Source organism: Micrococcoides hystricis, from assembly GCF_042434215.1.
Classification (GTDB): Bacteria; Actinomycetota; Actinomycetes; order Actinomycetales; family Micrococcaceae; genus Micrococcoides; species Micrococcoides hystricis.
The window spans coordinates 304,150-331,143 of sequence record NZ_JBHLUB010000032.1 but is presented as its reverse complement, the minus strand read 5'-3'; the positions used below and the strand labels follow the sequence as shown (position 1 = coordinate 331,143).

Here is a 26,994-nt window from a genome sequence, read left to right as displayed (position 1 = left end):
TCTCTAGTTTCCTGTCTTCTTAGCAGCCGGTTTGCGTGCCGTGGTTTTCTTAGCAGCCGGTTTGCGTGCCGTGGTTTTCTTCGCGGCAGGCTTCTTGGCCGGGCCCTTAGCCCGCTTCTCCGCTAGAAGCTCCAGGGCACGCTCACGTGTCAGCTCTTCCACGCTGGTCCCTCGCGGTACCGTCACGTTGGTCTCACCGTCGGTGATGTACGGACCGAACCGGCCGTCCTTGACCACCACCGGTTTCTCGTTGGTCGGGTCCGTGCCGAACTCGGCCAACGGGGGCTTGGCGGCGCTGCGGCCACGGGTCTTCGGCTGCGCGTAAATTGCCAGCGCCTCTTCCAAGGTGATGGTGAATAGCTGCTCTTCATCCGTGAGAGAGCGAGAGTCGGTTCCCTTTTTCAGGTACGGACCGTAGCGTCCGTTCTGCGCCGTGATGTCCACACCTTCGGCATCCTGTCCGACCACTCGTGGCAGGGACAGTAGCTGCAACGCTTCTTCCAAGGTGATGGTGTCCAAGGACATGGTCTTGAACAGGGAGGCAGTACGCGGTTTGACCTTCGGCGGTTTCTTAGCCGGTTTCTTCCGGCCGTTCTTGTAGTACTCCACCGGTTGAGCATCCATATATGCTTGGATCTCTTCTTCGGTCATCTCCGGGACGACTTCGGTGACGTACGGACCGAACCGACCGTCTTTCGCCACGATCTTCCGACCGGTTTGTGGGTCTTCACCCAGTTCTTTTTCCGGGGTCGCCGCGGTCGCGAACAATTCGTTCGCTTTCTCTTCGGTCAGTTCGTCTGGGGCCAGATCCTCGGGGACGGGTGCCCGCTCCGGATCGGTGCCTTCCTTGGCGTCGGCTGGCAGCGCCTTTTCCAGATAGGGGCCGAACTTGCCCACCCGCAAGGTGATGTTCTCTGTGATGGGCACCGAGTTGATGGCCCGGGCGTCAATATCGCCAAGGTCAGTCACCACTTGGTGCAGGCCTTCGGCGTCTTCTCCGCCAAAGTAGAAGTTCTTCAGCCAGGCGGTCCGCTCCCGATCACCGGCGGCGATCGCGTCTAGGTCATCTTCCATCCGGGCGGTGAAGTCGTAGTCCACGTACCGGCCAAAGTGCTCCTCGAGCAGGCGGATGACCGCGAATGCCGTCCAGCTGGGGACCAGCGCGTTGCCGCGTTTACGCACGTAGCCGCGATCCATGATGGTGGAAATTGTCGGCGCATAGGTGGACGGGCGGCCAATTTCCCGCTTCTCCAGTTCCGCAACAATGGATGCTTCTGTGTATCTGGCAGGCGGGGTGGTGACGTGTTCGGCGGCACCCAACTCGGCGGCGGCAAGGGTCTCCCCCTCAGCCAGCTGCGGCAGGCGAGCTTCCTTGGCTTCTTCATCCGCGTTCTCGGAAACGTCCTTGCCCTCTTCATAGGCGGCTAGGAAGCCCGGGAAGGTGATGACGGTACCGGATGCGGAGAACTCTGCTGCCCGGTTATCACTGGCTTCACCGGTGACCTTGACCGTCGCGGTGAACCCAACGGCGTCCGCCATCTGGGAGGCAACCGTGCGTTTCCAGATCAGTTCGTAAAGGCGGAACTCGTCTGCCGAGAGCTGCCCCTGAACTTGTTTCGGTGTACGGAATTGGTCACCGGCGGGACGGATCGCTTCGTGCGCTTCCTGCGCGGCATCGGACTTGGCCTTGTAGAACCGTGGCTTCTCCGGGACGTAGTCGCCGCCGTAAAGATCGGTGGCCTGCTTCCGGGCGGCGTTCAACGCCTCTTGGGAGAGCGTGACCGAGTCGGTACGCATATAAGTGATGTAACCGTTTTCGTACAGTCGTTGCGCCACCTGCATCGTGACCCGGGACGAGAAGCGCAGTTTGCGGCTGGCTTCCTGTTGCAGGGTTGAGGTGGTGAAAGGGGCGGCCGGCCGGCGACGGTACGGTTTGTCTTCAACGCTGGTGACAGCGTAGTCGGCATTTTCCAGCGCTGCGGCCAGTGCGGCTGCGGCTGCCGCATCCAGATGTAGCGCCGATTTGGTTTTCAGTGTGCCGTCGTCGTGGAAGTCACGGCCTTGAGCAACTCTGGCGCCGTCAACGGAGCTGAGTTTTGCTTTGAACTTTTCACCGTCGTTGGTGACGAACTCGGCGGCCAAGTCCCAGTATTCGGCGGCTACGAAGGCCATCCGTTCACGTTCTCGCTCGACCACGAGTCGGGTTGCGACGGATTGCACGCGTCCTGCAGACAGACCCCGGGAGACTTTGCGCCACAGTACCGGTGAGATTTCGTAGCCGTAGATCCTGTCGAGCACACGACGGGTTTCTTGGGCGTCGACCAAGTCTTGGTCGATGTCGCGAATGGCCTCGAGGGCACGGGTGACACCTTCTTTGGTGATTTCCGTGAAAGCCATCCGGTGCACCGGGACCTTAGGTTTGAGCACCTCGTTCAGGTGCCACGCAATGGCTTCACCTTCGCGGTCGGAGTCAGTGGCCAGATACAGTTCGTCGGCGTCTTTCAACGCCGCTTTCAGTTCTCGGACCTTGCTCTTTTTTTCGGGGGCGACCACGTAGTACGGATCAAAACCGTGTTCGGTGTCGACCGCGAACTTGCCGTAGGGCCCTTTCTTCATGTCTTCGGGCAGCTCAGAGGGCTGAGCCAGATCCCGAATGTGCCCTACGGACGCATCCACGACCCATCCTTTGCCGAGGAATTTGGCAAGGGATTTGCTCTTGGCAGGGGACTCAACGATGACCAGTTTGGTTCCGTCCCCAGGGGTAATCTTGGCCTTAGGTGGCACGTGACTCCTTTTGGGCTGGCGTGGCACATTCGCCAGTGTTGTTAGTCGGCTTTCTCAGGCTGATCGGCCAGATCAGGCACCATGGATACCATATAGTACATGCGTTCCCCGTCGACCGATCGCTGCTCTTGCGGGGCTCGTTTCTCAAACTCTTCTATCAGAGCGAACATCCGGTCAGTAAATTCTTGACGGGCGTCTTCATCTAAGAACAGCAGCCCTGTCGTCAACACGGGGGCCCGGTCTTCGTCCGGGCCGTGACCGCTGGCGTCTTCGGCATCCCGGCGCAACATTTCCTTGCGGATTCGTTCACGGAAAGCGTTTATTTGGACATCAAGGAACGTATACCGGGCCGCTGGGGATTCGCCGAACGACTTGACCACAATGTCCTCACCGGCTGCCTTCCACCGCCGTTCCCGGCCGTCGCCTTCAGAGGCCGCGCGTTCCACGAATCCGTATTTCTCTAGGGCTCGTAGGTGGTAGCTCATGGCGGAAGGGGTTAGCCCGCACCGGGTGGCCAGCTCCGTTGCTGTCCGTGTGGTTTGGGCGGAAAATAGCTCTTCCAAGACGGCCAAGCGAGCTTCGTGCGCCAATGCACGAATTGCTTGCGGGTCTGAAATCCGGACGAGCTCACGCGGTGGCACTTCAGGTTGGGTCACCACTTCACCTGCTTCCATAAATGTGTCTAAGCCCTCATTCTAGACCGAGAGGTCAGTGGCCTTCACAAAACCGTCCACGTAAAGGTGAGTTAGCTCACTCAGCAGGGCTTGGGCATCAAAGCTATCTCTGGCCTCTTCCGGAAGCAGAGACTGATACCCGGCGATGAGCTCTGCCACGGTGTAGCTCCCGTCGAAGGCGGCGACCAACCCGGCCGCGGCAGAGGAAACAGCTTGGGCGCGTGCGAATCCGCTACCTTGGCGCACCATGATGATCTCCGGGTCCGTGGCGCCCAGCCGCCGGTACTGCTCATAGGTGACATCAGTTGCCGGTTGCAGGCGCAGCTGGGCAACCTTGTTGAGGGTTTCCGGTGCGAAGCTCACCGTATCGCCGCTAACGCCCAATTCATTCATCCGGGCCACAGTGCTGGCAATGGCTGGGCCTAGGGGCGGGTTAAGTGCAGCGGAGTATTCTTCCCAGCGCTGCCAAACCGGATCAGTGGTCGTTGGCCGTTGCAGTAGGACCAGCCCGAATCCGATGGATTGAACATCTCTGGCAGCAAAGTCTTCTAAGTATTCCTTCAGTCCCTGCCGGTAGTAGCCGGCTTCCCGGCTTTCGGCGGCATCACGCAACCACAAGCGGGCATAGTCCGGGCCACTCTGCTCATCACGTTGCACCACCCAACTGGAAACGCCTTCTGGCACCCATGCCTGCAGGCGCCCGTACCACAGTTGTTGTCCCTGTTTGATTTCCCAGTTGGAGAGCATCTGCGCGATCCCACCGGGGTTCAAATGGTTCGGCAGATTGCGGATCAGCTCAGCAACGATCGTGTCCCCTTCGGCTCCACCATCCCGGTATTCGTACCGGCCGGAAGCTTCGGTCCGTTCCGTGCGTGGGGTGATGACAAAGGGTGGGTTGGAAACAATCAGATCAAACCGTTCGTTGGCGATGGGTTCGAGCAGGCTGCCGCGACGGAAGGTGACCCGGCTGAGCTGTTCGTCCAAATCCAGGCTTTTCCGGTTCAACGCGAGATTGAACCGCGCAAAACTCAAGGCACGCGCAGATATATCGGTGACGGTGACCGTGGCGGCGTGCGACAGTAAGTGGATCGCCTGAATCCCGCAGCCGGTCCCAATATCGAGCGCAGATTCAACGGGTGTCCGAACCGTTGCGTGCGCGAGCGTCAGTGAAGCTTGTCCGACCCCCAGCACGTGGTCCGCGCGCAGCCGACCCTGCTGCTGCATTGCGCCCTGGTCAGAGCTGATCCACAGCAGTTCACCATCGACATCATAGGGCCGCAGATCCCAGAGGGCACGGACCGTTGCGGGCGACGATTCCGCAACCAGGTTCAGGGCTTTCAGCCCCGTCACTCCGCAACCGGGGAGCGCACGTTCAATGTCCTCGTTGGCGACTTCTTCGCCCAACAGCCACAGCCGGATCAGCACTTCGATAGGCCCATCCCCGCGGTTTAGCAGCGCGACTCTGGCAGGTTCTGGGTCGTCATCAGCCAGTGCGTCCGCCGCGCTGGCCCCTAAGACCTGCTCGATTGCGGCGTTGGAATAATCGATGCCGCGCAGTGCGTCCGCGAGCGCGTCAACCGCCACTAAGTCATCGCTGTGAGGTGCATCTAGGGAAAACAACTGCGCGTCCATGGGCTCCATCTTACTTAGGGGTATGAGGGTTTGGGGTTTAACGGGGCAGAAGTACCGACCGTCTAAGGTGGGGGTTGGGTAATTTTCGAACCTCATTGTCGATGCCCAAGAGACTGCGCATTTGCAGCGCCCGGTCCTACTGCGGCACAGTAGCGATAGACCCGTTCACCATTGGAGCCCGACATCGACAAAATCACGAACGGCAGTCCCTCTGGGCTGCCTCTTTCACGTCAGCAACGACTGTTGCTTACGTCAAATGGCACCGATGCTGCGAGTCGATCGCTTTCAGACTTTCTGATCAACGTTATTTTTGTCAGCACGCTTGGCGCTAATGCTTTCGAGCTGGGATTGATGAATGCTTTAGGCACTCTTGGGTTCGTCCTCGTTTCCGTGCCAGCCGGATATTTAGTCGATCGTTTCACTGGTTTGCGAGTGCTCCGGTTCGGCTTAGCAGGGAAAGTGGCCATCGTCGTTTCCCTGTTCATCTTGGTCGTCTCAGATTCGTTCAGCGTCCCGGTCGGCATCGCATTGGCCACGGCCATGGGGATCTGCAACGTGTTTACAGAGAACTCACAAGTCAGTGTTGCCGCTGACATTTCCCATAGAGAAGTTGGACAGGCAAAACTGACTAATCTCATTTCTCAGCTGACGGCTGCCGACCAAACAATCGGCATCATCGCTCCTGCCGCAGCTGGGGTTCTCTTCGCGGTGATGGGCGCTCCACCCTTACTAGCAGCTGCAGTGACGCTGGGCGGCCTAGCCCTGGTTACAGCAGGGGCAATCAAAACCCTGGCTACCGCCTCGAACTCGGCAGCCCCGACCACCGTGAAGTTTTCTGGGGCGTTGGCAGGAATCGGCTTCATCAGAGCGAATCGCAAGTTGCTGGCTCTGACAGTTCTAGCGACATGCACGAATTTCGGTCTGGCAGTCTTCTCTGCCGTTGAGCCCATATTGATTATTCGCTTTCTTGAGCTCGGTCCGGCCTGGTATGGCTACTTGACTGCACTTGGTGGGGTTGGCGGTGTCATAGGTGCAGTGATGGCCCCCGCTATGAGTAGAAGATTCTCTCACCGCTTCATCACAGTGCTGACAACAGTCATCATGCTGAGTCTGGCTTGCTTGGTTGTGCTTGCGGCCTTTACATCCCAGTTTTGGGCCATCTTCCTACTCGCAACACAGTCCCTTCTCTGGGGAGTATTCGTCGTTGCGTTCTACGTCGCAACCACCTCGTGGGCCACCAACCTAACGCCTCCAGAACTGCTGGGCCGCACGACGAGTGCACGTAGGCTCTTCACCTTTGGCGTGGTGCCACTCGGTGGGCTTGTCGGTGGTCTCATTGGGACCGTTTGGGGTCTCATCCCGGCAATCGTGATCTGGCCGGTAACGATCCTAGTGGGGCTTATGATCTACCTTGGCCTGACACAGAGACCCGAAACAGCGTGAGTCGTGCCTGTAGTTCTTGGACACGGTGAAGTGCTTCCACAGGAAGACAGCTCGGTTACCCCGGCACTCTTCTCTTAGATGTGTGCCGACTCAACGCAGTCCGGGCAGCGCAGCGCTTCTTCGTCTTGGGCGCACTCCGCACAGAACAGGCGTAGGTTACGGCATGAGGGGTTGGAACAGTTTTCAAACTTGTTGGTCGGCGCCGAACAGTTCACACATTTGCCAATGGTCACCGCGTCCTCGGTGAACTCCATGTGCATGCGCTGGTCGAAGACGTACAGGGACCCCTCCCAGAGCCCGGAGTCACCGTACTTCTCGCCGTAGCGGACAATGCCGCCGTCAATTTGGTAGACCTCTTCAAAACCGCGGTTTTTCATCAACGCGGAGAGCACCTCGCACCTGATCCCACCGGTACAGTAGGTGATCACCGGTTGGTCTTTCAGGTGATCGTATTTGCCGGAGTCAATCTCCTTGATGAAATCTCGGGTGGTGTCCACATCCGGCACGATCGCATTCTTGAACTTGCCGATCTGGGCTTCAAATGCGTTGCGACCATCGAAGAACGCGACCTCTTTACCTTCAGCCTTCGCCGCGTCCACAACCTCGTGGACTTGCTCCGGTTTGAGGTGAACTCCTCCGCCGATGACACCGTTCTCGTCGACTTTTAATTCCCCGGGTGCACCGAAGGAAACGATCTCATCGCGCACCTTCACAGACAACCGCGGAAAATCCTCGGCACCGCCCTCAGACCATTTGAACTCCATGGACTTGAACGGCGCATACTCCCGCGTCTTCTTGCGGTACTGTTTGATCGCGTTAAGCTCCCCACCCACGGTGCCGTTGATCCCATCCTTGGAGATGATGATCCGGCCACGCAGCCCCAGCGACTCGCACAAAGTGTGCTGCCACAGCCGCACCGCCTCCGGGTCGGCAAGCGGGGTGAATTGGTAGTACAAAAGAATTCGGTTCAAAGCCACGGCATCAAGTTTATCTGGTTCTGCTCTTCGGCTGATCCGACCCAAACTTCCAGCAGGTTCCCAGCTTGTGCACATATCAAAGGAGGGGAACCGCATAAGTGACAATTCGATGACAATTGAGCGCGCGGACTACCCCGCGTAGCGCAGAACTGGATAGGGTCAAGGTTATGGTCACCACTCTCACAGAAGAACTTGTCCGCACTTGGGTCCGCGGATGGGCACGCTCCCACGGCTACGATGTCCACCGCGAAGGCAACATTCATGCCGCTTTGCGCTCCGACACCACCGGGGACTGGGAGTACATCCTGCTCTCCCCGGATCAAGAACAGCTGTCCTCCGTTGCCGCCACGGTTGCGGAGAACCCCTCCCGCACCGTCATGGTGATCTCCCCGTCCGGTCAAGAGCTCGACGGCTTCTCCTTGCCTGAGCCACTGCGTATCCAAGCATCCGGGGAAAAGCTGATGGTCACGGACATGGCGCAGCATGATGTCGAAGATCCGCTGGTACCGGAAGGCTTCGAAGTCGACACCAAGGTGATGGAAGAACAGCAAGCCATCGTCACAGTCACGGATGCCGAAACCGGTGAACTGGCCGCCCGTGGCCGCGTCGTCATTGAAGACGGGGTTGCGGTCTTCGACCGGATCTTCACCTCGGACAATTACCGCCGCAAAGGGCTTGGGTCTTTCGTCATGCGCTCCTTAGCGGCCACTGCCCTGAACTATGACACTGACACGGGCCTGTTGATCTCCACCCCCGAAGGGCTCTTGTTGTACCACTACTTGGGTTGGACCACCCTAGGCAACGTGTCCGTGCTCGGTACGGACAAGACTGTGGATCAGCACCTGACCCACTCGGATGACCAACGCTAGCCCCAGCTTTACCGATGCCGCGCCCCTGCTAGCAGCGTTCAATCTTGAACGGATCCCTGCCGAGCTCAAAGGGGTGCGGCATTTTGCTGCCCGCACCGGTGAACACGGGCCTTGGCCACAAGCCCTGCCGCAACCCGTGCGTCGTGCACTGCAAAAGGTTCTGCGTATCGAGCAGCCGTGGTTGCACCAGAGCAACGCCCTAGAGCTGATCCTGGCCGGAACCGACACGATCGTAGCGACCGGCACCGCCTCCGGTAAGTCACTGTGCTATCAGGGACCAATTTTGGCTGCGGCCCACGAGGCGGGAACCGCCCTGTACCTTGCACCGACCAAGGCGCTGGCCGCAGACCAGCTGACGGTCTTCAACCAGCTAGCAGCAGAATTTCCTGAGCTGCGTCCGGCCAGCTACGACGGAGACACCGACCAACAAGTGCGCGCCCATATCCGCCAGCACGCCAATGTGGTGCTGACCAACCCGGACATGCTGCATCACGGGATGTTACCGAATCATCCCGGTTGGAGTCGGTTCTTCAAGCGTCTGCGCTACGTCGTCATCGATGAAGCCCACTCCTACCGCGGTGTTTTTGGCACCCATACCGCACTCGTCTTGCGGCGGTTGCGACGGATCTGTGCCCACTACAACGCCCAACCAACCTTCATTGGCGCCTCAGCCACCAGCGCGGATCCGGCCAGCATGTTCTCCGAGCTGACCGGCGTGGATGCTTCTGCCGTCGTAAAGGACCACTCAGCCAAGGGCCCAGTTACCGTCGGGCTGTGGGAGCCTCCGGTCACGGATCGTCGCGGTGACGGTGGGGTGCCCCTACGCCGGTCCATCCTCGTTGAATCCGCAGACCTACTCACGAATCTTGTAGCCAACCAGATACGTTCACTAGATTTTGCGCGCTCCCGCCGGGGCGTGGAGGCCATCGCAGCGAACACCCAACGCAATCTGGAAGAATTCAGACCCGATCTGGCGCAGCGAGTCCGTGCGTACCGCGGCGGTTACCTGAAAGACGAGCGACGTGACCTCGAGCAGCAACTCAAATCGGGTGACCTCCTAGCTGTAGCCAGTACCTCCGCCTTAGAGCTGGGAGTGGATATTTCCAGTATGGACGCTGTACTGATCAGCGGTTGGCCCGGGACCCGGGCATCCTTCATGCAGCAACTCGGCCGCGCCGGTCGCGCCGGCCAAGGCGCTGTCGCGCTCTTCATTGCCGGAGACGACCCACTGGACGCCTATCTCGTGAACACCCCAGAAGCGATCTTTGATGCCCCCGTGGAAGACTCGGTGTTCGATCCGTTCAACAAGCATCTCCTAGCTCCGCACCTGTGCGCAGCTGCCGCCGAGGTACCCTTGACCACCGAGAATCTGAGCGAATTCGTGTCCTTGGCACCTAACCGGATGCCAGAAGTTCTCGGGCTTGTCGAACAACTGGAACAGCAGGGCCTGTTGCGGCGACGGCCAGCCGGATGGTTCTGGGTGGATCCGCGCCCACCTGCCAGCTTCATCTCCCTCCGTTCGGCCGGTGATGGGCAATATCAGATCATCGACGTTGATGACGGGACCGTGCTCGGAACCATGGAATCTGGGCAAACCCACGCGCAGGCACACCCAGGTGCCGTGTACGTGCACCAAGGACAGAACTTCTTGGTGCACGATCTGGATTTGGAATCCCGGATGGTGTTCGTCCAGCGCAAGGCAACCGACTATTACACCCAAGCTCGTTCCACGACCTCCATCAGCATTCTCGGGACCAGCGAGAAGCTCCGGCTCGGTTCAGCTGAGGTGTTCTTAGGGCCGGTCCGCGTAACCCAGCAGGTGGTGTCCTTCCAGCGCAAAGCATTACTCACCGGTGAGAACCTCGGCGAAGAAGACCTCCTTCTGCCCCCGCACCATCTGGAGACAGTCGGTTTCTGGTTTACGATCCCGGACAAGGACCTGGCCGCGTTACGAATCGATCCGGCATCAGTGCCGGGGTCTTTGCACGCCGCCGAACACGCCATGATTGGTCTGCTGCCCCTCATCGCTTCGTGTGATCGATGGGACATTGGAGGCGTCTCCATCGCGCTGCACCCCGACACCAACCAGCCCACCGTGTTCGTCTATGACGGTCACACCGGAGGCGCCGGATTTGTCGAACGTGGCTTCCATCGGCTGGAACGTTGGTTACGGGCAACCCGCGACCGGATCAACAGTTGCGTGTGCGAGTCCGGTTGTCCCTCCTGCGTGCAATCACCAAAGTGTGGGAACCGAAATCATCCTCTGGACAAAAACGGTGCCCTGCTGATCGTGGCTTGGCTACTGGCTTTGGCGGAGCAGCGCGACGTCACCGGCTCGAGAGACGGCTCGCAACCACCAGAGTTGAACGGTCACCGTAGCACTCCGATCCCCTAGCTGGCAGCTGGTCAGCTCCGCGCCATTGTGGCTGACAAGCTGCCCGGCAATCGCGCACGGGGCATGCCCGGTCAACCCACGATGAGCGTCTGCGGCCGCTAGGGCACCTAGATCCGCCGCCCTTTGAGCTTGAACTTGCAACACAATGGCCTGAATCCATAAACCGACTATGGCCACCAAGAACAAGGCAAGGGTGACCGCGAGCGCAATCGATACCGTAGCTGAACCCCGTTCACCTCTGGTGCTGCTCCTTGGAAGTATCATTGCGCTTTCGAAGCTAGTCATGGTGTTCCGCAACCGTGTAGGCTTGGACTTGGTGCGCCGGGAGAACCCAGCCTAGAAGCGGGACCGTGGAGTCGGCGAGCACACTCACCTGTACGAACTCGGCTGCTGTGTCCGTACTGATTGAGATGCTGCCGCCGAAGACCTTTTGTGCCGCCGCAGCGGCTTGGTTCTGATCATCTCCGCGGGCAATCATTCTGGCTGCTACCCGGGCGGCTTCTTCGGCTCTTATTCGCTCGATTCCGACACTGCTGGCACCCAGAATCAAGGCAAGACAGAGGACAATGACCGGAAGCAGCACCGCGTACTCGGCCGTGACAGAGCCCCGCTCTGCATGATCTGCTGCCAGGGTCTGGTTTGACCGCGCAGGTTGGTGGAGACTTCCGGCCATTGTCGTGTTCATCGTTTCATCCTCAAACTCTGTAGCCCTCAGACGTTGAGTGCGCGCTGGATGAGTTCGGTGAGCATGCCGCGGACCCCGTCTGATGAGAGCACGAGGGTCAGGACCCCGGCAAAACCGACCGCGGCGAGCACCACGACCCCATATTCTGCGGTAGATGCGCCGAGTTCTTCTTCGTGTAGTTCTTTCAACAATGTGTGCATGAGTGTTCTCCCTTAGTTGCACGGATTTAAGTTGTTGTTCTGCGTAATCACAAGCGTGAGTGCTGCTCTCACCTCCTACCCCGTTCCGATGCGTCCAAACAGTGCCAGCACCGCCGGCATGATGCCCCAACAAATGAACGCTGGCAGGCTCAGCAAGCCGGTAGGCAAGACCAATTTGCTAGAAAGCTCTTGGGCGCGTTCTTTGAGGTGGTGACTTTCGTACTGACGCAATTGGGCGGCGGCTGCAACCAGCATGGTCGCGGTGGGTGCGGAGGATACGTACACGAATCTCAGTTCCCTACTCAGCACAGCCCAACCGCGGTGCGGCGTGTAGCGTTCCCACGCTTGGTGCCAGTTCAAACCGTGGTCAAGACTTCTGCCAACGTGTTGCAGCGGCCTCAGCTGCCGCTGCTGATCGCCGATAATCCGCAGAGCCTGCGTCAGACTCGCGCCGGATCCGATAAGAGCCGACATCATCTCCAGTGTCAGAGCGGCATCAGAAAGTGTCAGCTGTGGAATGTGCGCGTCTCGTGTTGAGTTCTCGTGCGGGCGCTTGCGTCGACTCTTGTTCGGTTCCTTGCGCAACACGAGTAGGTACACGCTGATGCTCGCGCAGAGCACTGCGGCCGGGATGATCATTGTCGCCGCCCCGCTTCTGCGATGATGCGTTTGCTCGTCCGTGCCGCCAACAAACTCAGTACCGCCCCTAGAACCAGACACAGGAGCCCCAGCGGGTGACCGAAATAGATGCCCACCACGTCGACGCCCAGCAACAAACTCATGCCAATGCCGCCGAACGGTAAAAGGAGTAGTAACCGTTGCGTCATCTTGGCCCCAGCTGCTTCGACCACGATCAGCTCGTCAAGGCTCTGGTCTTCTTGCACGTGGTTGCTGTAACGCTCCAACAAGTCCGCCAGCTGCATTCCTTGTCCGGCTGCCATCCGGAAGCAACTTGCCAACCAAGGCCACTGCTCTTGGAAAGCCTCAGCCGGATTTTCGCCACGATTGCTGAGTGATCCAGCTTGTTCCACAAACTGATGAATCTCTGTGACACCGTCCTTGTCAGCACGGTTGTAGAGTTCGGACAGTTCTTCCCACAACTGCTGGCTATGCCTGCCGGCTTTCAGTAACGCAGCCAACTGGCGCAAAAATTGCTGTCGGTGCACCAACCGGTGGATGTGCTTGCGGTTGAGTTTGTTCTTGATCGCTTCCAAACGATTTTGCACCGGAAGTGTTGAAACCCTTCCCTCTCGCCTTAGTGCGTGCCTGTCCCGGCAAAAGACTGAGTGCTGATGTCGGTGCTGACCAATCAGCATGAAGGTGGCCATTGTTGCCAAAGCGGCTGCGTAGATGCTCATCATGTCGCATACCTGTCCATGCTGCGGGCAAAATCTTGCCAGTCCTTGCCGCTACTGAGTCTCTGTTTTTCGCCTGGCTCTGCTGGTTGGTAACGCAGGAGTGGATGTACCACGAGGCGGTGCTGATCGACCGCTAACTTGGCGAACTCGACCGGACGTCGACCTTGGGCTGTCCTGTCCACATGGAGCACAAATTCGAGCGCTGATCCCGCCTGCAGGGCCGTCGTTTCTGGGCTCATTCCCGCTAATGAGCCCATGGCGATGAGCCGTGCCGGCACCGCTGCGACGCTATTGGCATGCAGGGTGCCTCCGGCGCCGGCGTGGCCGGTGTTCATGGCGGTGAGGAAGTCTTTAATTTCAGCTCCACGGCACTCGCCAACAATGAGTCGGTCAGGGCGCATCCGTAATGCCTGACGAATCAGTTCTGACAGTTCGATCGTGCCGCTGCCTTCAATGTTGGGCGGGCGAGTCTGCAGCGACAAAGTCTGGGGGTGAGCCGGTCGCAGCTCTAAGGCGTCCTCAACAATAAGGATCCGCTCCGCCGGAGCAACCAGCGACAGTGCGGCCGCCAAGAGCGTTGTTTTCCCACTTCCCGTGGCTCCAGAAATCAGGAAGTTGTGACGGCCAAGCACGAGGGTCTGCAGCACGGCGAGCCACACCTCACGATCGGGCCAGCTGGCCTGCAACTCGGCCAGCGTGGGGCTGTCCTTGCGGTGGACCCGCACGGAGATCGTGGTGCCGGTTGGGCTGATCGGTGGGATGACGGCGTGGAACCGGTACCTACCGCAATTCACATCGGCGAACGGGACGGATTCATCCAAACGCTTTCCGGCGTTCGCGATGATCTTCACCGCCAGTCTTCGACGCACGACTTCAGAAAGCGGACTCTCCTGGGCCAAGCTGAGACCTCGATCTGAATCAACCCACACTTTCCCGTCCGGGTCGACCAACACATCCGTGACGCAGGGGTCTGTGAGAAACTTTTCCAGCGGTCCCAGCCCATTGAAGTCCGCATCAAGTTCTCGGTACAGCTGGCGGGTTCCGGTCAGTGACATCAATTGATCGAGCTGACCGATCTTGTTGGCGATCGTCTCTGGATCAGGATGTCCGTCTTGTCCAAGAGAAATCTTGAGCTCTTCATGCAGGACAGCGTCTGGCTGTTCGTGTCGGGCACTCATGGCAGCACCTGCAGCCGAGCTTGCAACATCTTCCACAGTGATGGTGAAGGATTTTGCGGTATCCACGGACGTTCACGATGACTTACTGTGACCCCAGTGTTCGTGGCGCGTATGGGCTCTTCCTCAGTGGTGCGTCGGGCAGACTGTGGTGTCACAGGCTGCCGTTTCACCACCGGCTCGCGGACACTGTCCGACTTTTCGGTCGTCGACTGTGTTGTGGGTGGCCTGTGTGTTGGGTCGAGAAACGCTAGCGATCTTCGCAGCGCCACTTTGAGTAAGGTCCGACCGTCCAACGTCAACGGTTTGATTCGTCCCAGCACAGGATGTCCCGACGCTTCGGCGAAGCGACTTGGCGTCCAGTTCCGAGCCGGAGTTCCGTTAAGAACCAGATTCCACCTGGTCGTTGTTTTCTCCAGGAAAAAGCAGGCTGCATCAGCTTGGTCGGTCATGCCCGTGACAAGCAGATACCGGTCGGCTTCTAGAGTTTTTGCTCGGTCAGCTGCGCCTGCATCAATGATGATTTGATCAAAATGGTGCCGATACCTACGTACCAACGCCGCCAGTTGGCAGACAGGCAGTGTCAGTCTGTCCTGATGGGCACTGATCCACCAGAGTTTTCCGGCCCTGACCTCTTGATGTGCGACGTGCTGCCGCAGGTTCTCCGCGGTGGGTAATTCGTGAAGCTGTAAGATCTCATCCCAACCGGCGTCGTGCGTAGCATGCGCATTGAGCAAAGATGCGACCCCTACCTGAGGTGTCGGGTGAGCAGTGCCATCTACTAAGAGCATGCGATTACCTTGCGCTGCGGCGCGCACCGCGCACAGGGTTGCCACAGTGCTGGCACCTGAACCGCCAGTGCTTCCGGCGACAACCGTAACCAGCGCAGCTGAGGTGGTCTGTTCCTCACTCAACGCTGACAACAACCACTCGGTGGCGTCCGGGATGACCACTACCTGTGCCTCCACTAGGGCTGCTTGGCGATACAGCTCAGCGATTTCGGTGTGGTACCCAACTAAGAAAACCGGTTCCCGGCTAGGCTCGCTGGGAGCAGTGATCAAGGAGTAGAAGATCGCCTTGGGTTGACCTGCTCGCTTGTTCCGTTCGGCAAGGGGCAGCACATCTAGCTGGGCCGTCGCGCACACCGGGGCAATCTCTGCCAATAGTTCCGGCTGGAGTGCGTGCAAGCAAAACCCTTTGCCGGTGGTGAGGTGTTCTTTCTCCATGCCGCCAGCATCTGTGGGCTGGCGGACGTTCCGCGGGCCTCACTTCCCGCACTGGGGACAACGGCTCAGCGGCCGCCAGACTGTGGAGTGGACAGGTCCTCCCCGTTTCCTACCGCGGTGGCAGCGTTGGGCTGGACTGTGACAGCGGTGGGGTGATGGTCCGGTCCCGATCCCACGGTTGCGCCCACCCTAGATCCGTCAGCAAGCGGTCAACGAGGAAACCGGTGAACCCCCAGATCAAGGTTCCGCAGACGTCGAACCCCGGGGATTTGTGGGTCATTTCCCCGCGTTGCAATGTTGCCGTGTACCGTTTGGCGGGGTCAACAAGATCAGCAACGGGCGCCCGGAACACCCGCTGCGACTCGGTCTCGCTGACGACAAAGATGTCAGAGGGTTTGGTCCACCATCCCAGCACCGGGGTCACCAAGAAGTTAGTGACCGGTAGCGGCGTCAAGGGTAACGAACAGAGCACTTCGACCCCGTCAGGATCCAGGCCGGTCTCTTCTTCCGCTTCACGCAAGGCTGCTGCCACCGGTGAAGCATCAGTGGGGTCAACCTTGCCACCGGGGAAAGCTACCTGCCCCGGGTGCTTTGAGAGGGTCGGGGCCCGCTGGACGAACAAGAGGTCTAGGTCAGAGGGCACTGCGCTATCACGGTAATCGGCCGGGACATCATCTAGCGCCCGAAACAAGATCAGCACCGCGGCCTGTCGTGCGGTGTCCAGATCCAGTTGATCGAGTTGCCATTGCTGCCGCACGTACACAGACTTGCCATCAACACGGTCGGCCCCGGCAATCATTTCCGCGAGCCGGTGGCGGTCTTCCCCACTTTTGTACCGTTCCGCTAAAGCTGTCAGCTGATCAAAGGCGTTCGCTTCCAACGGGGACATCAGGCCTCCAAACCGTAGCCCATGGCCCGCAATTGGCGCCGGGTCAAACCGTCGTACATCAGCTGGTGCAGTTCCTCACGACCAGGCGCCAGTTCATAGCGAGCTAGCAGGGCTGCTTTTTCTGGATCAGTTTCACCGGCACCGTAGCTTGGACAGTACCGTGCCAGCGGGCAAATCCCGCACGCCGGTTTCTGGGCGTGACAAATCCTGCGCCCGTGGAAAATCACGCGGTTGGAGAGGATCGCCCGGTCTTTTACCGGGAACAGCTCGTTGACGTCGCGTTCAATCTTCACCGGGTCTTTTTCTTCGGTCCAGCCAAACCGCTGGGCCAACCGCATAAAGTGCGTATCAACCGTAATCCCGGGCTTATCAAACGCGTTGCCCAGCACCACGAATGCGGTCTTCCGCCCCACCCCGGGCAACGTGACCAGGTCCTTGAGCCTACCGGGGACTTCACCGTTAAAGCGTTCCACGAGTGCTTGGCTCAATCCCAGCAATGCCGCGGCCTTGTTCTTGTAGAACCCGGTAGAGCGCACCAGCTCTTGGAGTTCGCGTTCATCTGCCAAAGCCATGGCGTGCGCATCGGGGAACCGCGCGAACAGGGCCGGGGTTATCGAGTTGACGCGCACGTCTGTGGTCTGTGCAGACAAGACGGTGGCCACCAACAGCTCGAAAGGGTTCTCGAAATCTAGTTCGGCAACCGCGTACGGGTAGAGCTCCCCGAGCATCCGGTACATTTTGCGGGCTCGCCGCACCTTCCCGATCTCAGTCTTGTCCCCTTTGAACTTACGGAAGCCCACCGGTGCGACCGGTTTGACCGCTTGGGGTTTCTCCCCGGTTGGGAGAGGCTCTTCGTTAGGCACGTTCAATGTTTTGAACATCCCGCATCAGTCCAACTGCACCTGAATCTGAGCGCACAATGAATCCATCCTCACGCTCCGCCAACGCGAGCACCCAATTGCCCGGTTGCACCGTGAAAACATGCGCTCCGGTACTCTCGGTGACCACCGGGCGGGCGTATTGAACCGCAAACCAAAACGCTTCCTCAGGACGGTAGCGTGGCTCGTCGAATGATGCCGACCGTTGCGCGGAAATGACCGGTGTTTCCTCTCGCCGCCGCTCGCGCACCGGTTCGATGGCTTGGGTTGCATCCACCCGGCCAGGCTCTGCTTGGTTTGCTTCTGGCACAGAGATCGCCTGGGTCCGATCTGCGGCAGGCTGCGGGTTTTCTGTCGAATTCTCTTCAGTCTCTACCGCTTGGGTCTTCTGATCGGCAGGCTCATCTGCTCGGCGGGTTTCTGTTGCGCCGTTGGCTTTCTTGGCTGCTGCGGCCAACGCGTCCTCCGCTGCGATAATCGGCACGCCCCCGCTGGTTGTCGGTTTCGTCGGTCGTGGAGGCTCTTGGGCTTCGCGCTGCTGGATGTCGTCAATCGTCTCGGCTTGGGTCTGCATGTCAGGCTCCGGCACAGACTCCGTCTTGGACTTATCCGGCTGCGGCAGCAAGGTCACATCCGATTCGCGGATCTGACCCACGTTGGCCGGATGAATTTCCCGACCAAAAATCTGCCGGTCCAACACCGTGATCAAGACCAGCCCCACAGCGCCGACCAGGCCGATCAACAGAATCGGGCTCAAAGTGGTCAATAGGTGGATGGCGAAGTATGAGGCAGACAGCCAAGCAGCAACCTGACCAAACTGGCGGGCGGAGAGTGAACCAATCTTCATCTTCTTCGCCCGCGCCTGAACGGCTTCTCGCCAGGACCGAGCCGTGGCCCCACCGGAGTGCTTCTTAGACCCGGCCCACGCGCTCAGGGTCGGTGTGACCATCATGACGGTGTACACGATCGGCAACAGCACACCCACGCCCAACATGAACAGGCTCGTAGAGTTCCACAGATTCATGGGGTAAGGCACCAGCGTCCACGGCAAAATGGAACCCAACAAGATGGTTGCGGTGCAGCCCATGATGGCCCACTCAGCAGCGCTGAACTGCAGTTTCGCACGCGAACCGCTGTTTGTTTGCGTCGACTTCTTATCCACCGGAGCGCCTTCCTTGTACGTGATGCTCGGTCTTGCTCTGCCCCAACACGCTACCACCTGCTTCTGAACAGCTCCTAGATAGACCAATATGACGCGAATGCGCCCCGGTTGTGCACCTCAGCTCTCTTGCCCGTAAAGTACTACTGAAACGTGTGACCGCCATCACGAACCAAATTCAAGGAAGGTGCCCGCTGATGACTACGTATCCCCCAACACCAGAGTTTGCTGCTGACGCCATCGCCCAACCGGGCATCTACGAGCAAGCCAATCAGGACCCGCAGGCGTACTGGGCCGAACAGGCTCGTACCCGTCTGCACTGGGACAAGGAATTCACCGAAGTCCTCGACTTCTCCGATGCGCCCACGGCCCGCTGGTTCGGTGACGGTGAACTCAACGCCGCCTACAACGCGCTGGACCGTCACGTAGAAGCCGGCCATGGTGACCGGGTTGCGATCTACTTTGAAGGCGAGCCAGGCGACTCTAGGGCCTACACGTACAAGGACCTGCTCGCAGAAGTCAGCAAAGCCGCCAACGCCTTCACCGAGCTTGGCGTTGTCCAGGGCGACCGGGTGGCGGTCTACCTACCGTTGATTCCCGAAGCCATCATCACCATGCTGGCCTGCGCACGGTTAGGTGCCATCCACTCCGTTGTCTTCGGTGGCTTCTCCGCAGACGCCCTACGCTCCCGTGTTGATGATGGTGAAGCCAAACTGCTGATCACCGCCGACGGTTCCTGGCGCCGGGGCAAACCAAGCATGCTCAAACCGGCCGTGGATGAGGCCCTCAGCGCCGAAGGCCACACCGTGGAGACCGTCCTAGTGGTCCGCCGCAACGGGGAAGATATCAACTGGGTCGAAGGCCGGGACCGCTGGTGGCACGACGTAGTGGACCCAGCCAGTGACCAGCACACCTACCAGCCGTTCAATGCCGAGAACCCGCTGTTCGTGCTCTACACCTCCGGAACCACCGGCAAACCCAAGGGCATCCTGCACACCACCGGCGGATACCTCACCCAAGGTGTGACCACATTTGTGCACTCCTTCGACATCCACCCGGAGAAAGACGTCTACTGGTGCACCGCTGATGTCGGTTGGATCACCGGCCACTCCTACGTGGCCTACGCCCCACTGGTGGCAGGTGCCACCCAAGTCATTTACGAAGGCACCCCCGACACCCCGCACCGCGGACGCTGGTGGGAGATCGTCCAAAAATACGGTGTCACGGTGCTGTATACCGCGCCCACCGCTATCCGCACCTTCATGAAGTGGGGCGAACAGATCCCCGCCGAATATGACCTGTCCACCCTGCGGGTTTTGGGTACCGTCGGTGAAGCTATCAACCCGGAGGCCTGGCGCTGGTACCGAGATGTCATCGGCGCCGGCACCTGCCCGATCGTCGACACTTGGTGGCAGACCGAGACCGGCGCACACATGATCGTGCCGCTGCCGGGCATCGTCGCCACCAAACCCGGTTCTGCGCAGCGCGCTGTTCCAGGCATCAATGTGGACGTGGTGGACGAGTTCGGTGAACCGTTAGAGCCGGAGAACCCTGGCCTGTTGGTCGTTCGTGAACCGTGGCCCGCCATGGCCCGCACCATTTGGGGTGATCACGAACGCTTCAAACAGACCTACTGGTCTCGCTTTGACGGCATGTACTTCGCCGGTGACGGCGCCAAGCGTGATGAAGACGGTGACATCTGGCTGCTCGGCCGCGTCGATGACGTCATGAACGTGTCAGGGCACCGTCTGTCCACCACCGAAATCGAGTCCGCGCTGGTAGCCCACCCGCTGGTAGCTGAAGCCGCCGTGGTCGGCGCGGCCGACGCGACCACAGGTGAGGCCGTCGTGGCGTTTGTCATCGTCGGTGAAGACACCGGCGGCCTTGACACGGCTGCGGCATCAGAGGAGCTACGCCAGCACGTGGCCAAAGAAATCGGGGCGATCGCCCGTCCCCGTAACGTGCTGATCGTCCCGGAGCTGCCCAAGACTCGCTCCGGCAAGATCATGCGCCGGTTGCTCAAGGACGTGGCCGAAGGCCGGGACGTGGGCGAAACGACCACACTGGCCGACGCCTCCGTCATGGATGAGATTGCCGCCGCCATGCAACAGCAGTAACCAAGGCCAATCGGTCACAGACCACAACTGCAACGGCGGGTGAGGGTAAGCTCAAAAGCATCTACCCCCACCCGCCGTTTTGGATGGAGCAACAATGACGGAGCACACCTCAGACAAGGCACAACTGCCATTGTTGGTGATCAACGGCCCGAACCTGAATATGCTCGGCACCCGTAATCCCGAGGTCTACGGACGCCAAACGCTGACTGATGTTGAACAACTGTGCCGCGAAACCGGCAGCGAGGTTGGCTACTCGGTGGACTGTTTCCAAGCTAACTCAGAAGGCGCGATTATCGATCGGATCCACGCGGCCCACCACACCGGTGACGCACCGGCAGCAGCCATCGTGATCAACCCCGGGGCGTACTCGCACACCTCGGTAGCCATCCGGGATGCCCTCGAAGCGGTCGAGTTGCCGGTTTTCGAGGTTCATATCTCCAACATCCACGCCCGGGAAGAGTTCCGCCACCACTCATTCGTCTCCGCCATTGCCACCGCGGTCATTGCTGGGGCCGGCATCAACGGATACCGCTACGCCGTGGAACAGGCTGCCGCCGTCCTAGCTAACTAAGCTCTCGCCGCCGGCTAGTTGCCCACCATGCACTGACCTGCCGAGACCGGCTCGGTCAGTTCCTTGGCCTCGTCAATGACCGGGGTGACCTCTTTCATTGTCAACGCGTACCCGGTCCGATCGGTGCCTTGCGCCTTGGCGAAGACCAGTGCGGCCATCTTGCCCTGCTGGCTAATCAGCGGACCACCGGAGTTGCCGTGTTTGATCTGACCGGTGAACTGGTAGATCTCAAGGCTCTTGGCTTCACCGCCATAGATGTTCGGAACATTCGTCTTACCCGAACCCTGAATGGTGGCGGAGTTAGCCCGGAACGGTCCACCGGCCGGATATCCCATCAACACAGCCTCAGCGTCGCGTGGCAGCGCACCACCGGGTTCGATCGGGGCAAACTCGGCGCCCGGAACATACAACACGGCCATGTCCTTGGAAGCATCAAAGAAGACCACGGTTGCCGTCTCCACCACGCCGGTGTTGGTCTCAATAACCGGTTCGTTAACCCCGGAAACCACATGGGCGTTCGTCAACACATGGGTCGGGCTGATCGCCACACCGGAACCGAACTGGTTCTGCCCGCACTCGAACGCGGTACCGGTAATCCGCACCACCGAGCGGCGCGCGGTAGCCAGCGCATCTTCGATCGGCACATCTGTTGGGTCCGCAGTAGGTTCGGTGGTCGGGAAGAGCGGTTCCACCAGTTCCGGGATGTCACTGCCCTGAACGGTGGAGCGAAGGTTGGCCAGCCATTCCTTGGTTGGTGTTGGCGCCACCGCCGTGATGGCGCTGACCACCTTAGATTGGCTGATGGCCGTGGTCAGCCAGGGCACACCCAGCGAGGACAACGAGTAGGCAATGACCGCGTAGGCCACCACGGCGACCACGGAGTTGATGAGTCCGCCCATAAAGCGGTCGAGCTTACGCAGCCCGGGAACATTGAGGCGGAGCCGAATGACTTTACCCAGCGCCGCACCAACGGCCTGCCCCATGAAGATCAGCAAGATCGCAACGATCAGCACTACGGCTAGGCGCCAATACGGATTACCCACCCATTGCGACACCAAAGGGATGGACAAGAAAGATAGCGTCGCGCCAGCAACAAAGCCGACAAGGGTCCCCAACGTCACCCAGAAGCCACGACGGGCACCGGAGACGAAGAAGCTGATCATCACGACGATCAACAGCAGATCGACGACTAGGACAAGAAAGTTCACAGACCTCGGCATTCCGTTGGGGTGGCGCAAACAACCACTTAAGCCTAGCCGCCGGCACCGACACGACTGGCCTAAAAGCGATAGATGACGCTAATGTTCAGGGAATTACCAGCATATTTTCCTCTACCACGCAGTAGTTACGTTTCCGGTTCCGCGCGCCGATGTGTAAAGTGTCACATAGTTAGAACATTCATGTTCGTATGCAGTTTCGGCATGAAATAAGGCTCAACCCCAAGGAAGAACTGTCGATGGATACTGAGGTGCTGCGCAACGCGCCCCTATTCGCCAATCTTGACGACGACGTTTTTGCTCGTCTGACCGCCGAACTTACTGAGATCGATCTGCCTCGCGGTGCTTCTCTCTTCCGGGAAGGGGACCCAGGAGATGAGCTGTACTTTATTGTTTCGGGCAAGATCAAGCTCGGTCGCACCGCCACCGACGGTCGTGAAAACCTGCTCGCCATTCTGGGCCCAGGTGAAATCTTCGGCGAAATGGCCCTGTTCAACCCGGGTCCGCGTAACGCGTCGGCCACCGCCGTTTCCGAAACGCGTTTGACCGGGCTGAAGCACGCCCGGCTGAAAGAAATTATTCATACCACCCCTGAGGTTTCGGTTCAGCTGCTGCAAGCGCTGGCACAGCGCCTGTCCCGCACCAACGAATCGCTGGCCGATCTGGTCTTCTCCGACGTGCCGGGCCGCGTGGCCAAGGCCCTATTGGATCTGGCTGACCGCTTCGGTCGCCCGGCCCCGGATGGCATCTTGGTCGCCCACGAGCTGACTCAGGAAGAATTGGCTCAGCTGGTTGGCGCCTCCCGGGAAACCGTGAACAAGGCGCTGGCCGAATTCGTCCAGCGCGGCTGGCTTCGCCTAGAAAACCGCGCGGTGGTCATTTTGGATCTGCAGCGGATGCGCCAGCGCTCCCGCTAAGACAGCAAGCTTCTCTGCAAGCGGCTCCGGCCCATTCCGCGTCACCAGACAGCGGAGGGAACCGGGGCCGCTTTCGCTTTAAGTTGCTGATTGTGGCGTCCGTGGAACACCCCGGTCAGCGGGCGAAGACCTTCATGAGTTCTTGATACTGGGGTTGGCTTCGCAAGCGTTCCACCGGAACCCGCCGCCCTGCTGCATCGGCTACGGGCACGCACCAGTTCGGGTACTGCCAGCTCGTGCCTGGCTGGTTCTGCACGATCCGCTGACCGACCATATCTACCACGGAAACGCCCAGCAATTGGCTCGGTGCCCGCAACATGTCCCGGTGACATGCCACCATCAGTTCCTGCACCGATTGCTCATCATCAGCATCAAACACATAGTCTTCCAGCAGGAAACCACGCTCTTGGGCGTTCTTGATCAGCCCGTCTCGTTGGGCAGCCAAACCGTCGTATTCCACGCTCGCGTCCGTGGTCAACAGTTCCAACCGTTCCCGCAACCGGATGTGTTCGCCGCTGAGGTAACCTGCGGCCGGCGGCAAATCATGTGTGGTGACCGAGGCGAGCGCACCGGTACGGTAGCCGGCCGCGTCTCGCGGCCAGCCCTGGTCTTGCTCAAAGAAGTAGATGGTGGTCCCCAGCAAGCCCCGGGAAGCAAGGTAGTCCGCAACCCAAGGCTCGAAGGTTCCCAGATCTTCGCCAATGAGCATGGCATCTGATTCGTGGGCGGCCAGCAAGGCCAAACCAATCAGCGCCTCGTGGTCGTAGTAGACATACGCCCCGGCTCCGGGTAGCTGTCCCTCCGGGATCCACCACAGTCGAAACAGCCCTAAGATGTGGTCGATCCGCAATCCGCCGGCATCCCGGATCGAGCTGCGGATCACGTCCCAGAACGGTTTGTAGCCCTGTGCGGCTAGCTCTTCCGGGTGCCAAGGTGGTTGACCCCAGTCTTGGCCGAGCTGGTTGAACATGTCCGGCGGGGCTCCCACGTGGATGCCTTTGACCAGCGCCGCCGCCAGCAGGTCCGCGTCGGCGCTGCGAGAATCCACACCCACCGCCAAGTCATGCACAACGCCGAGATCCATTCCGGCGGCCTGCGCTTGCTGCTGGGCTTGGGCTAGTTGTTCACGGCAGTTTAGCTGCAGCCAAGCGTGATAATCCGTCTCCAAGAGTGTTGGCTCATCGGTGCCGGCACCATGGTTGGCTGCCTGCTCGGCGAACCACGCGGTGAAGTCGGCCAGCTCTGTGCCGCCTACGGTTTGGAAAGTTTCTAGCTCATGTTTGCGGCTGCGGGTCATGCCCTCGGTGTACAGCAATTGCAGGGCCGCAGATTTCAGTGCCCAGGCCCGGTCCCGGTCGAGCAGTTCCAGCTCGTTGAGTTGCTGCGCTTGGGCGGCGAGTGCGTCCACGCGAGCACGCGCGGCTGGTGTCAGCTGCGTGTATTCGGGGCAGGCCTGCGGACGCAAATACATGGGGTCCACGAAGCGGCGGCTCGTGGGCGAGTACGGGGAGGCGGTGACTTGAGGATAATGATTAGCAGCGTGGACCGGGTTAATGAGAACGAAGTCAGCGCCGTCTTTGGCTAATTCTTGGGCCAGCAGCGTAAGGTCCGCGAAATCCCCGGTCCCCCAGGAGGATTCCGAGGTGGTGGCATACAACTGGACCTGACCGCCCCAGAACTGTTGCGCCCCGCCCTCAGCGTTTTCGCGGCGACGGGCGTACTGCGGGGTGATGGCCACCGTCCCGGTGACGGTGCCGTTGACCGTGTGGGCGCGCAAGTCATACCAGCCCAGTGCCAGCCCTGCTGGGATCGCGAAGGTGGCTCGTCCAATCAGCTCATCATCGAGCTGCTTGGGATCCACCCAGTGATCCAACTGCTCCAGTGGTGTTCGTTGACCGGTTTGCCGGTGAACGACGTCCACGCTGACGTGGCTGCCATGAGGCACGTGCACCAAGACCTGTTTCTCTTCGCCTTGGTGGGCAACCGTGCAGCCAGGCACTGTCCGACGCCAGGGCGCCGCTTCGGCCTGCTGCAGCGCGTGCTGTTGAGCCTGCTCATCTGAGGCATCCACGCCCATGGCCGCCAGTATGGCCATCAAAGACTCGTCGCTGATGTCTCTGGGCTGCCCGTCGAAAGCAACGTAGTCGGTGCCGATCGCGTGGGCTTGAGCAAGTTGACGAAGCAAAGTCATGTAAGTCCAACCGGGTTGTGTTGACGGGTAAGGCTAAGGTTCGTTGAATCCGGACAGCACGGGAGTCGCCCACATACTGTCGCGTGCGCTTTCCGGAAATTCCACCACCAGTTCGGGTTCAGAACCCTCACTGAGTTGGGCCTGCAGGAAAGGCACAGCGGTACGTGGGAAGACACTGAGCAGGAAGGCCACCGAACCGGAGTAGCGGTTCAGCGCCTCACAGAACAGTTGGACTGCCGGTGTGGTGATCTGAGCCATGTTCAGTCCGCGGGTGTGTTCGGCGTTGACCATGTCTCCTAACCAGGATGTGTGCTGGTGTTGTATCAATTCAGCCACATTCACCCACTGCAACCAACTTTGGAGTCCTTCTGCAACTGAACATGACTGTGCCGGTGGCGCGGCGGCCACAAAGTAGTGGGTGTTGAAACGCCGGTGGGCGAAGTCCGGGGAGGCCCACCGGCCAATGGGCCTGATCAAGTCGCTGCGGATGCCCCAGCCCCGCCGATCCAAGATCTGGGCCAGGGACAAGTCTTCGTTCGCCAGCGCTTGACGGGCAGCGATGGCTTCTTCGCCCCGTAGGTCTTCGGCCAGTGTGAACTGGTCGGCACCGGCTAAGAGGTATCCGGTCTCTTCAAAAAGCTCACGCACGCCAGCTACGACGAACCGGCGCACGCGGCCGTAGTCGGTTTCGCCCAATTGCTGGGACCATTGCGACAGTGGCCGACCGAACCAGCCCACCGGGTCCTCATCGGCGGGAATGCAGACCCCGCCGGGGAACGAGACCGCACCCAAGGGTGAGTCCGGGCTCCGGCAGGTGAGGAGGACTTCCGGGCCGGTGGCACCGTCGCGGACCAGCACAATCGTGGCCGCGTCCCGGGGATGTAATGGTCTGCGGGTGCCGTAGTTGCGCCAGCTTTCCGCTGCCGGGGCAGCAGCCGGTGGCAGCGGAAAGCGGCGAGTGAGATTCCACGTCACGGTGGTGGGGAAAGGTTAGTCCGCCACCCGCACGGTGACTTCTACTTCCACGGGAGCATCCAGCGGAAGAACGGCGACGCCCACGGCGGAGCGGGCGTGGACCCCCTGCTCACCGAAGACTTCCCCGAGGAATTCGCTAGCCCCGTTCACCACGGCCGGCTGGCCGGTGAAGTCTGGCGCTGAGGAAACGAAACCGACGACTTTGACGATCCGTTCGATCTTGTCCAAGTCCCCGATGGCTTCCTTGATCGCAGCCAGCGCGTTGATCGCGCAGACTTTGGCCAGCTCTTGAGCCTGGTCGGCGGAAATGGTTCCGCCAACCTTACCGGTGACTGTGAGTTCGCCATTAATCATCGGCAATTGTCCGGAGGTGTATACGAGATCCCCGTCACGCAGGGCCGGCGTGTAGGCCGCTACCGGTGGGACCACCGGCGGCAGCGTGACGCCGAGTTCGTTCAGGCGTTGTTCAATCTTGCTCACAGGGGCTCCTTCAGCGTGTTCGCGCTAGTTCTTGGGGCGTTTGAAGTACGCCATGGGCAGTTTGCCCTCGCCACCGGAAATGACGGTGACCAGTTCCCAGCCCTCGTCGCCCCAGTTGTTTAGAATCGGACCTTCTTGGTGCAGCATCAACGGTGTGATGGTGTATTCCCATTTGCTCATGT

At 59.9% G+C, this 26,994-nt stretch carries 25 protein-coding genes; 6 read left to right on the top strand and 19 right to left on the bottom strand.

The genetic code is table 11. From position 1 onward, the window contains the following. Positions 1-3: 3 nt before the first annotated feature. From topA to ACFFFR_RS11800, 3 genes are read right to left on the bottom strand one after another with little or no spacing between them, the layout of a single operon-like run. The gene (topA, locus tag ACFFFR_RS11810; protein WP_377460708.1) at positions 4-2,784 is read right to left on the bottom strand and encodes a type I DNA topoisomerase; all 2,781 of its coding nucleotides are present in this window, start codon (positions 2,782-2,784) and stop codon (positions 4-6) included. Positions 2,785-2,825: 41 nt separating this feature from the next. Further along, complete coding sequence (locus tag ACFFFR_RS11805; protein WP_377460706.1) at positions 2,826-3,440, bottom strand: ArsR/SmtB family transcription factor; 615 nt, start codon at positions 3,438-3,440, stop codon at positions 2,826-2,828. A gap of 39 nt (positions 3,441-3,479) precedes the next feature. Beyond that, a complete protein-coding gene (locus ACFFFR_RS11800) occupies positions 3,480-5,090 on the bottom strand; it encodes a DUF7059 domain-containing protein (protein WP_377460704.1) in 1,611 nt (536 codons plus the stop codon). A gap of 171 nt (positions 5,091-5,261) precedes the next feature. Here ACFFFR_RS11800 and ACFFFR_RS11795 point away from each other — a divergent pair, with 171 nt between their 5' ends. Continuing rightward, positions 5,262-6,533 carry an MFS transporter gene (locus ACFFFR_RS11795; protein WP_377460700.1) on the top strand — a complete coding sequence of 424 codons (1,272 nt, stop codon included), beginning with the start codon at positions 5,262-5,264 and terminating at the stop codon, positions 6,531-6,533. 74 nt (positions 6,534-6,607) lie between these two features. Here ACFFFR_RS11795 and trhO read toward each other — a convergent pair whose 3' ends face one another. Next, entirely contained in the window at positions 6,608-7,510 is a 903-nt protein-coding gene (gene trhO, locus ACFFFR_RS11790; RefSeq protein WP_377460699.1) for an oxygen-dependent tRNA uridine(34) hydroxylase TrhO, read from the bottom strand. 167 nt (positions 7,511-7,677) lie between these two features. Between trhO and ACFFFR_RS11785 the strand changes: the two genes are divergently transcribed. Continuing rightward, positions 7,678-8,379 carry a GNAT family N-acetyltransferase gene (locus ACFFFR_RS11785; RefSeq protein ID WP_377460697.1) on the top strand — a complete coding sequence of 234 codons (702 nt, stop codon included), beginning with the start codon at positions 7,678-7,680 and terminating at the stop codon, positions 8,377-8,379. Further along, on the top strand, positions 8,366-10,774 hold the full coding sequence (locus ACFFFR_RS11780; protein WP_377460695.1) for a DNA 3'-5' helicase SftH: 2,409 nt from the start codon (positions 8,366-8,368) through the stop codon (positions 10,772-10,774). The genes ACFFFR_RS11785 and ACFFFR_RS11780 overlap by 14 nt, the downstream gene beginning before the upstream one ends. Here the strand turns inward: ACFFFR_RS11780 and ACFFFR_RS11775 are convergent. The 10 genes from ACFFFR_RS11775 to ACFFFR_RS11730 all read right to left on the bottom strand — a co-directional run bounded on the left by ACFFFR_RS11775 (position 10,679) and on the right by ACFFFR_RS11730 (position 18,347). Then, positions 10,679-11,038, bottom strand: coding sequence for an Rv3654c family TadE-like protein (locus ACFFFR_RS11775; protein WP_377460693.1), 360 nt, complete (start codon positions 11,036-11,038; stop codon positions 10,679-10,681). The genes ACFFFR_RS11780 and ACFFFR_RS11775 overlap by 96 nt on opposite strands. 13 nt (positions 11,039-11,051) lie before the next feature. Further along, positions 11,052-11,459, bottom strand: a complete 408-nt coding sequence (locus tag ACFFFR_RS11770) for a TadE family type IV pilus minor pilin (RefSeq protein ID WP_377460691.1) — start codon at positions 11,457-11,459, stop codon at positions 11,052-11,054. Positions 11,460-11,485: 26 nt separating this feature from the next. Continuing rightward, complete coding sequence (locus tag ACFFFR_RS11765) at positions 11,486-11,659, bottom strand: DUF4244 domain-containing protein (protein WP_377460689.1); 174 nt, start codon at positions 11,657-11,659, stop codon at positions 11,486-11,488. Between the two features lie 75 nt (positions 11,660-11,734). Further along, positions 11,735-12,298 carry a type II secretion system F family protein gene (locus ACFFFR_RS11760; RefSeq protein WP_377460687.1) on the bottom strand — a complete coding sequence of 188 codons (564 nt, stop codon included), beginning with the start codon at positions 12,296-12,298 and terminating at the stop codon, positions 11,735-11,737. Continuing rightward, on the bottom strand, positions 12,295-12,885 hold the full coding sequence (locus ACFFFR_RS11755) for a type II secretion system F family protein (RefSeq protein ID WP_377460685.1): 591 nt from the start codon (positions 12,883-12,885) through the stop codon (positions 12,295-12,297). Before ACFFFR_RS11755 ends, ACFFFR_RS11760 begins: the two co-directional genes overlap by 4 nt. 131 nt (positions 12,886-13,016) lie before the next feature. Continuing rightward, a complete protein-coding gene (locus ACFFFR_RS11750) occupies positions 13,017-14,195 on the bottom strand; it encodes a TadA family conjugal transfer-associated ATPase (RefSeq protein ID WP_377460683.1) in 1,179 nt (392 codons plus the stop codon). Next, positions 14,192-15,418: a CpaE-like family protein gene (locus tag ACFFFR_RS11745; protein ID WP_377460681.1), complete on the bottom strand. Its 1,227-nt coding sequence runs from the start codon at positions 15,416-15,418 to the stop codon at positions 14,192-14,194. Before ACFFFR_RS11745 ends, ACFFFR_RS11750 begins: the two co-directional genes overlap by 4 nt. Positions 15,419-15,527: 109 nt before the next feature. Next, positions 15,528-16,307: an NUDIX hydrolase gene (locus tag ACFFFR_RS11740; protein WP_377460679.1), complete on the bottom strand. Its 780-nt coding sequence runs from the start codon at positions 16,305-16,307 to the stop codon at positions 15,528-15,530. Next, entirely contained in the window at positions 16,307-17,044 is a 738-nt protein-coding gene (gene nth / locus ACFFFR_RS11735; RefSeq protein WP_377460744.1) for an endonuclease III, read from the bottom strand. The genes ACFFFR_RS11740 and nth overlap by 1 nt, the downstream gene beginning before the upstream one ends. Before the next feature lie 118 nt (positions 17,045-17,162). Next, complete coding sequence (locus ACFFFR_RS11730; protein ID WP_377460677.1) at positions 17,163-18,347, bottom strand: hypothetical protein; 1,185 nt, start codon at positions 18,345-18,347, stop codon at positions 17,163-17,165. Between the two features lie 194 nt (positions 18,348-18,541). On the opposite strand from ACFFFR_RS11730, the gene acs reads away from it, so the two are divergent. Beyond that, the gene (acs, locus tag ACFFFR_RS11725) at positions 18,542-20,461 is read left to right on the top strand and encodes an acetate--CoA ligase (RefSeq protein WP_377460675.1); all 1,920 of its coding nucleotides are present in this window, start codon (positions 18,542-18,544) and stop codon (positions 20,459-20,461) included. Between the two features lie 94 nt (positions 20,462-20,555). Continuing rightward, the gene (gene aroQ, locus ACFFFR_RS11720; protein WP_377460673.1) at positions 20,556-21,032 is read left to right on the top strand and encodes a type II 3-dehydroquinate dehydratase; all 477 of its coding nucleotides are present in this window, start codon (positions 20,556-20,558) and stop codon (positions 21,030-21,032) included. 14 nt (positions 21,033-21,046) lie between these two features. Here aroQ and ACFFFR_RS11715 read toward each other — a convergent pair whose 3' ends face one another. Then, positions 21,047-22,240 carry a MarP family serine protease gene (locus ACFFFR_RS11715; RefSeq protein ID WP_377460671.1) on the bottom strand — a complete coding sequence of 398 codons (1,194 nt, stop codon included), beginning with the start codon at positions 22,238-22,240 and terminating at the stop codon, positions 21,047-21,049. Positions 22,241-22,488: 248 nt separating this feature from the next. On the opposite strand from ACFFFR_RS11715, the gene ACFFFR_RS11710 reads away from it, so the two are divergent. Further along, entirely contained in the window at positions 22,489-23,166 is a 678-nt protein-coding gene (locus ACFFFR_RS11710) for a Crp/Fnr family transcriptional regulator (RefSeq protein WP_377460669.1), read from the top strand. A 115-nt stretch (positions 23,167-23,281) separates the two neighbouring features. Here the strand turns inward: ACFFFR_RS11710 and ACFFFR_RS11705 are convergent, their stop codons facing one another. The 4 genes from ACFFFR_RS11705 to sp36 are packed head-to-tail and all read right to left on the bottom strand — an operon-like array spanning position 23,282 to position 26,992. Then, complete coding sequence (locus ACFFFR_RS11705) at positions 23,282-25,357, bottom strand: 4-alpha-glucanotransferase (protein ID WP_377460667.1); 2,076 nt, start codon at positions 25,355-25,357, stop codon at positions 23,282-23,284. 33 nt (positions 25,358-25,390) lie between these two features. Then, entirely contained in the window at positions 25,391-26,332 is a 942-nt protein-coding gene (locus tag ACFFFR_RS11700) for an NUDIX hydrolase (protein WP_377460666.1), read from the bottom strand. Positions 26,333-26,347: 15 nt separating this feature from the next. Next, complete coding sequence (locus tag ACFFFR_RS11695) at positions 26,348-26,812, bottom strand: RidA family protein (protein ID WP_377460664.1); 465 nt, start codon at positions 26,810-26,812, stop codon at positions 26,348-26,350. Between the two features lie 24 nt (positions 26,813-26,836). Next, positions 26,837-26,992 (bottom strand): Sp36 family protein, encoded by a 156-nt coding sequence (sp36, locus tag ACFFFR_RS11690; protein WP_377460662.1) that lies wholly within the window; start codon positions 26,990-26,992, stop codon positions 26,837-26,839. Positions 26,993-26,994 lie beyond the last annotated feature (2 nt).

Coding starts and splice junctions, on each gene's coding strand:
- ACFFFR_RS11800 (WP_377460704.1), bottom strand. CDS start 5,090: ATGGACGCGCAGTTGTTTTCCCTAGATGCACCTCACAGCGATGACTTA.
- ACFFFR_RS11785 (WP_377460697.1), top strand. CDS start 7,678: ATGGTCACCACTCTCACAGAAGAACTTGTCCGCACTTGGGTCCGCGGA.
- ACFFFR_RS11780 (WP_377460695.1), top strand. CDS start 8,366: ATGACCAACGCTAGCCCCAGCTTTACCGATGCCGCGCCCCTGCTAGCA.
- ACFFFR_RS11775 (WP_377460693.1), bottom strand. CDS start 11,038: ATGATACTTCCAAGGAGCAGCACCAGAGGTGAACGGGGTTCAGCTACG.
- ACFFFR_RS11770 (WP_377460691.1), bottom strand. CDS start 11,459: ATGAACACGACAATGGCCGGAAGTCTCCACCAACCTGCGCGGTCAAAC.
- ACFFFR_RS11765 (WP_377460689.1), bottom strand. CDS start 11,659: ATGCACACATTGTTGAAAGAACTACACGAAGAAGAACTCGGCGCATCT.
- ACFFFR_RS11760 (WP_377460687.1), bottom strand. CDS start 12,298: ATGATCATCCCGGCCGCAGTGCTCTGCGCGAGCATCAGCGTGTACCTA.
- ACFFFR_RS11750 (WP_377460683.1), bottom strand. CDS start 14,195: ATGAGTGCCCGACACGAACAGCCAGACGCTGTCCTGCATGAAGAGCTC.
- ACFFFR_RS11745 (WP_377460681.1), bottom strand. CDS start 15,418: ATGGAGAAAGAACACCTCACCACCGGCAAAGGGTTTTGCTTGCACGCA.
- ACFFFR_RS11740 (WP_377460679.1), bottom strand. CDS start 16,307: ATGTCCCCGTTGGAAGCGAACGCCTTTGATCAGCTGACAGCTTTAGCG.
- nth (WP_377460744.1), bottom strand. CDS start 17,044: ATGTACCGGATGCTCGGGGAGCTCTACCCGTACGCGGTTGCCGAACTA.
- acs (WP_377460675.1), top strand. CDS start 18,542: ATGACTACGTATCCCCCAACACCAGAGTTTGCTGCTGACGCCATCGCC.
- aroQ (WP_377460673.1), top strand. CDS start 20,556: ATGACGGAGCACACCTCAGACAAGGCACAACTGCCATTGTTGGTGATC.
- ACFFFR_RS11710 (WP_377460669.1), top strand. CDS start 22,489: ATGGATACTGAGGTGCTGCGCAACGCGCCCCTATTCGCCAATCTTGAC.
- ACFFFR_RS11705 (WP_377460667.1), bottom strand. CDS start 25,357: ATGACTTTGCTTCGTCAACTTGCTCAAGCCCACGCGATCGGCACCGAC.
- sp36 (WP_377460662.1), bottom strand. CDS start 26,992: ATGAGCAAATGGGAATACACCATCACACCGTTGATGCTGCACCAAGAA.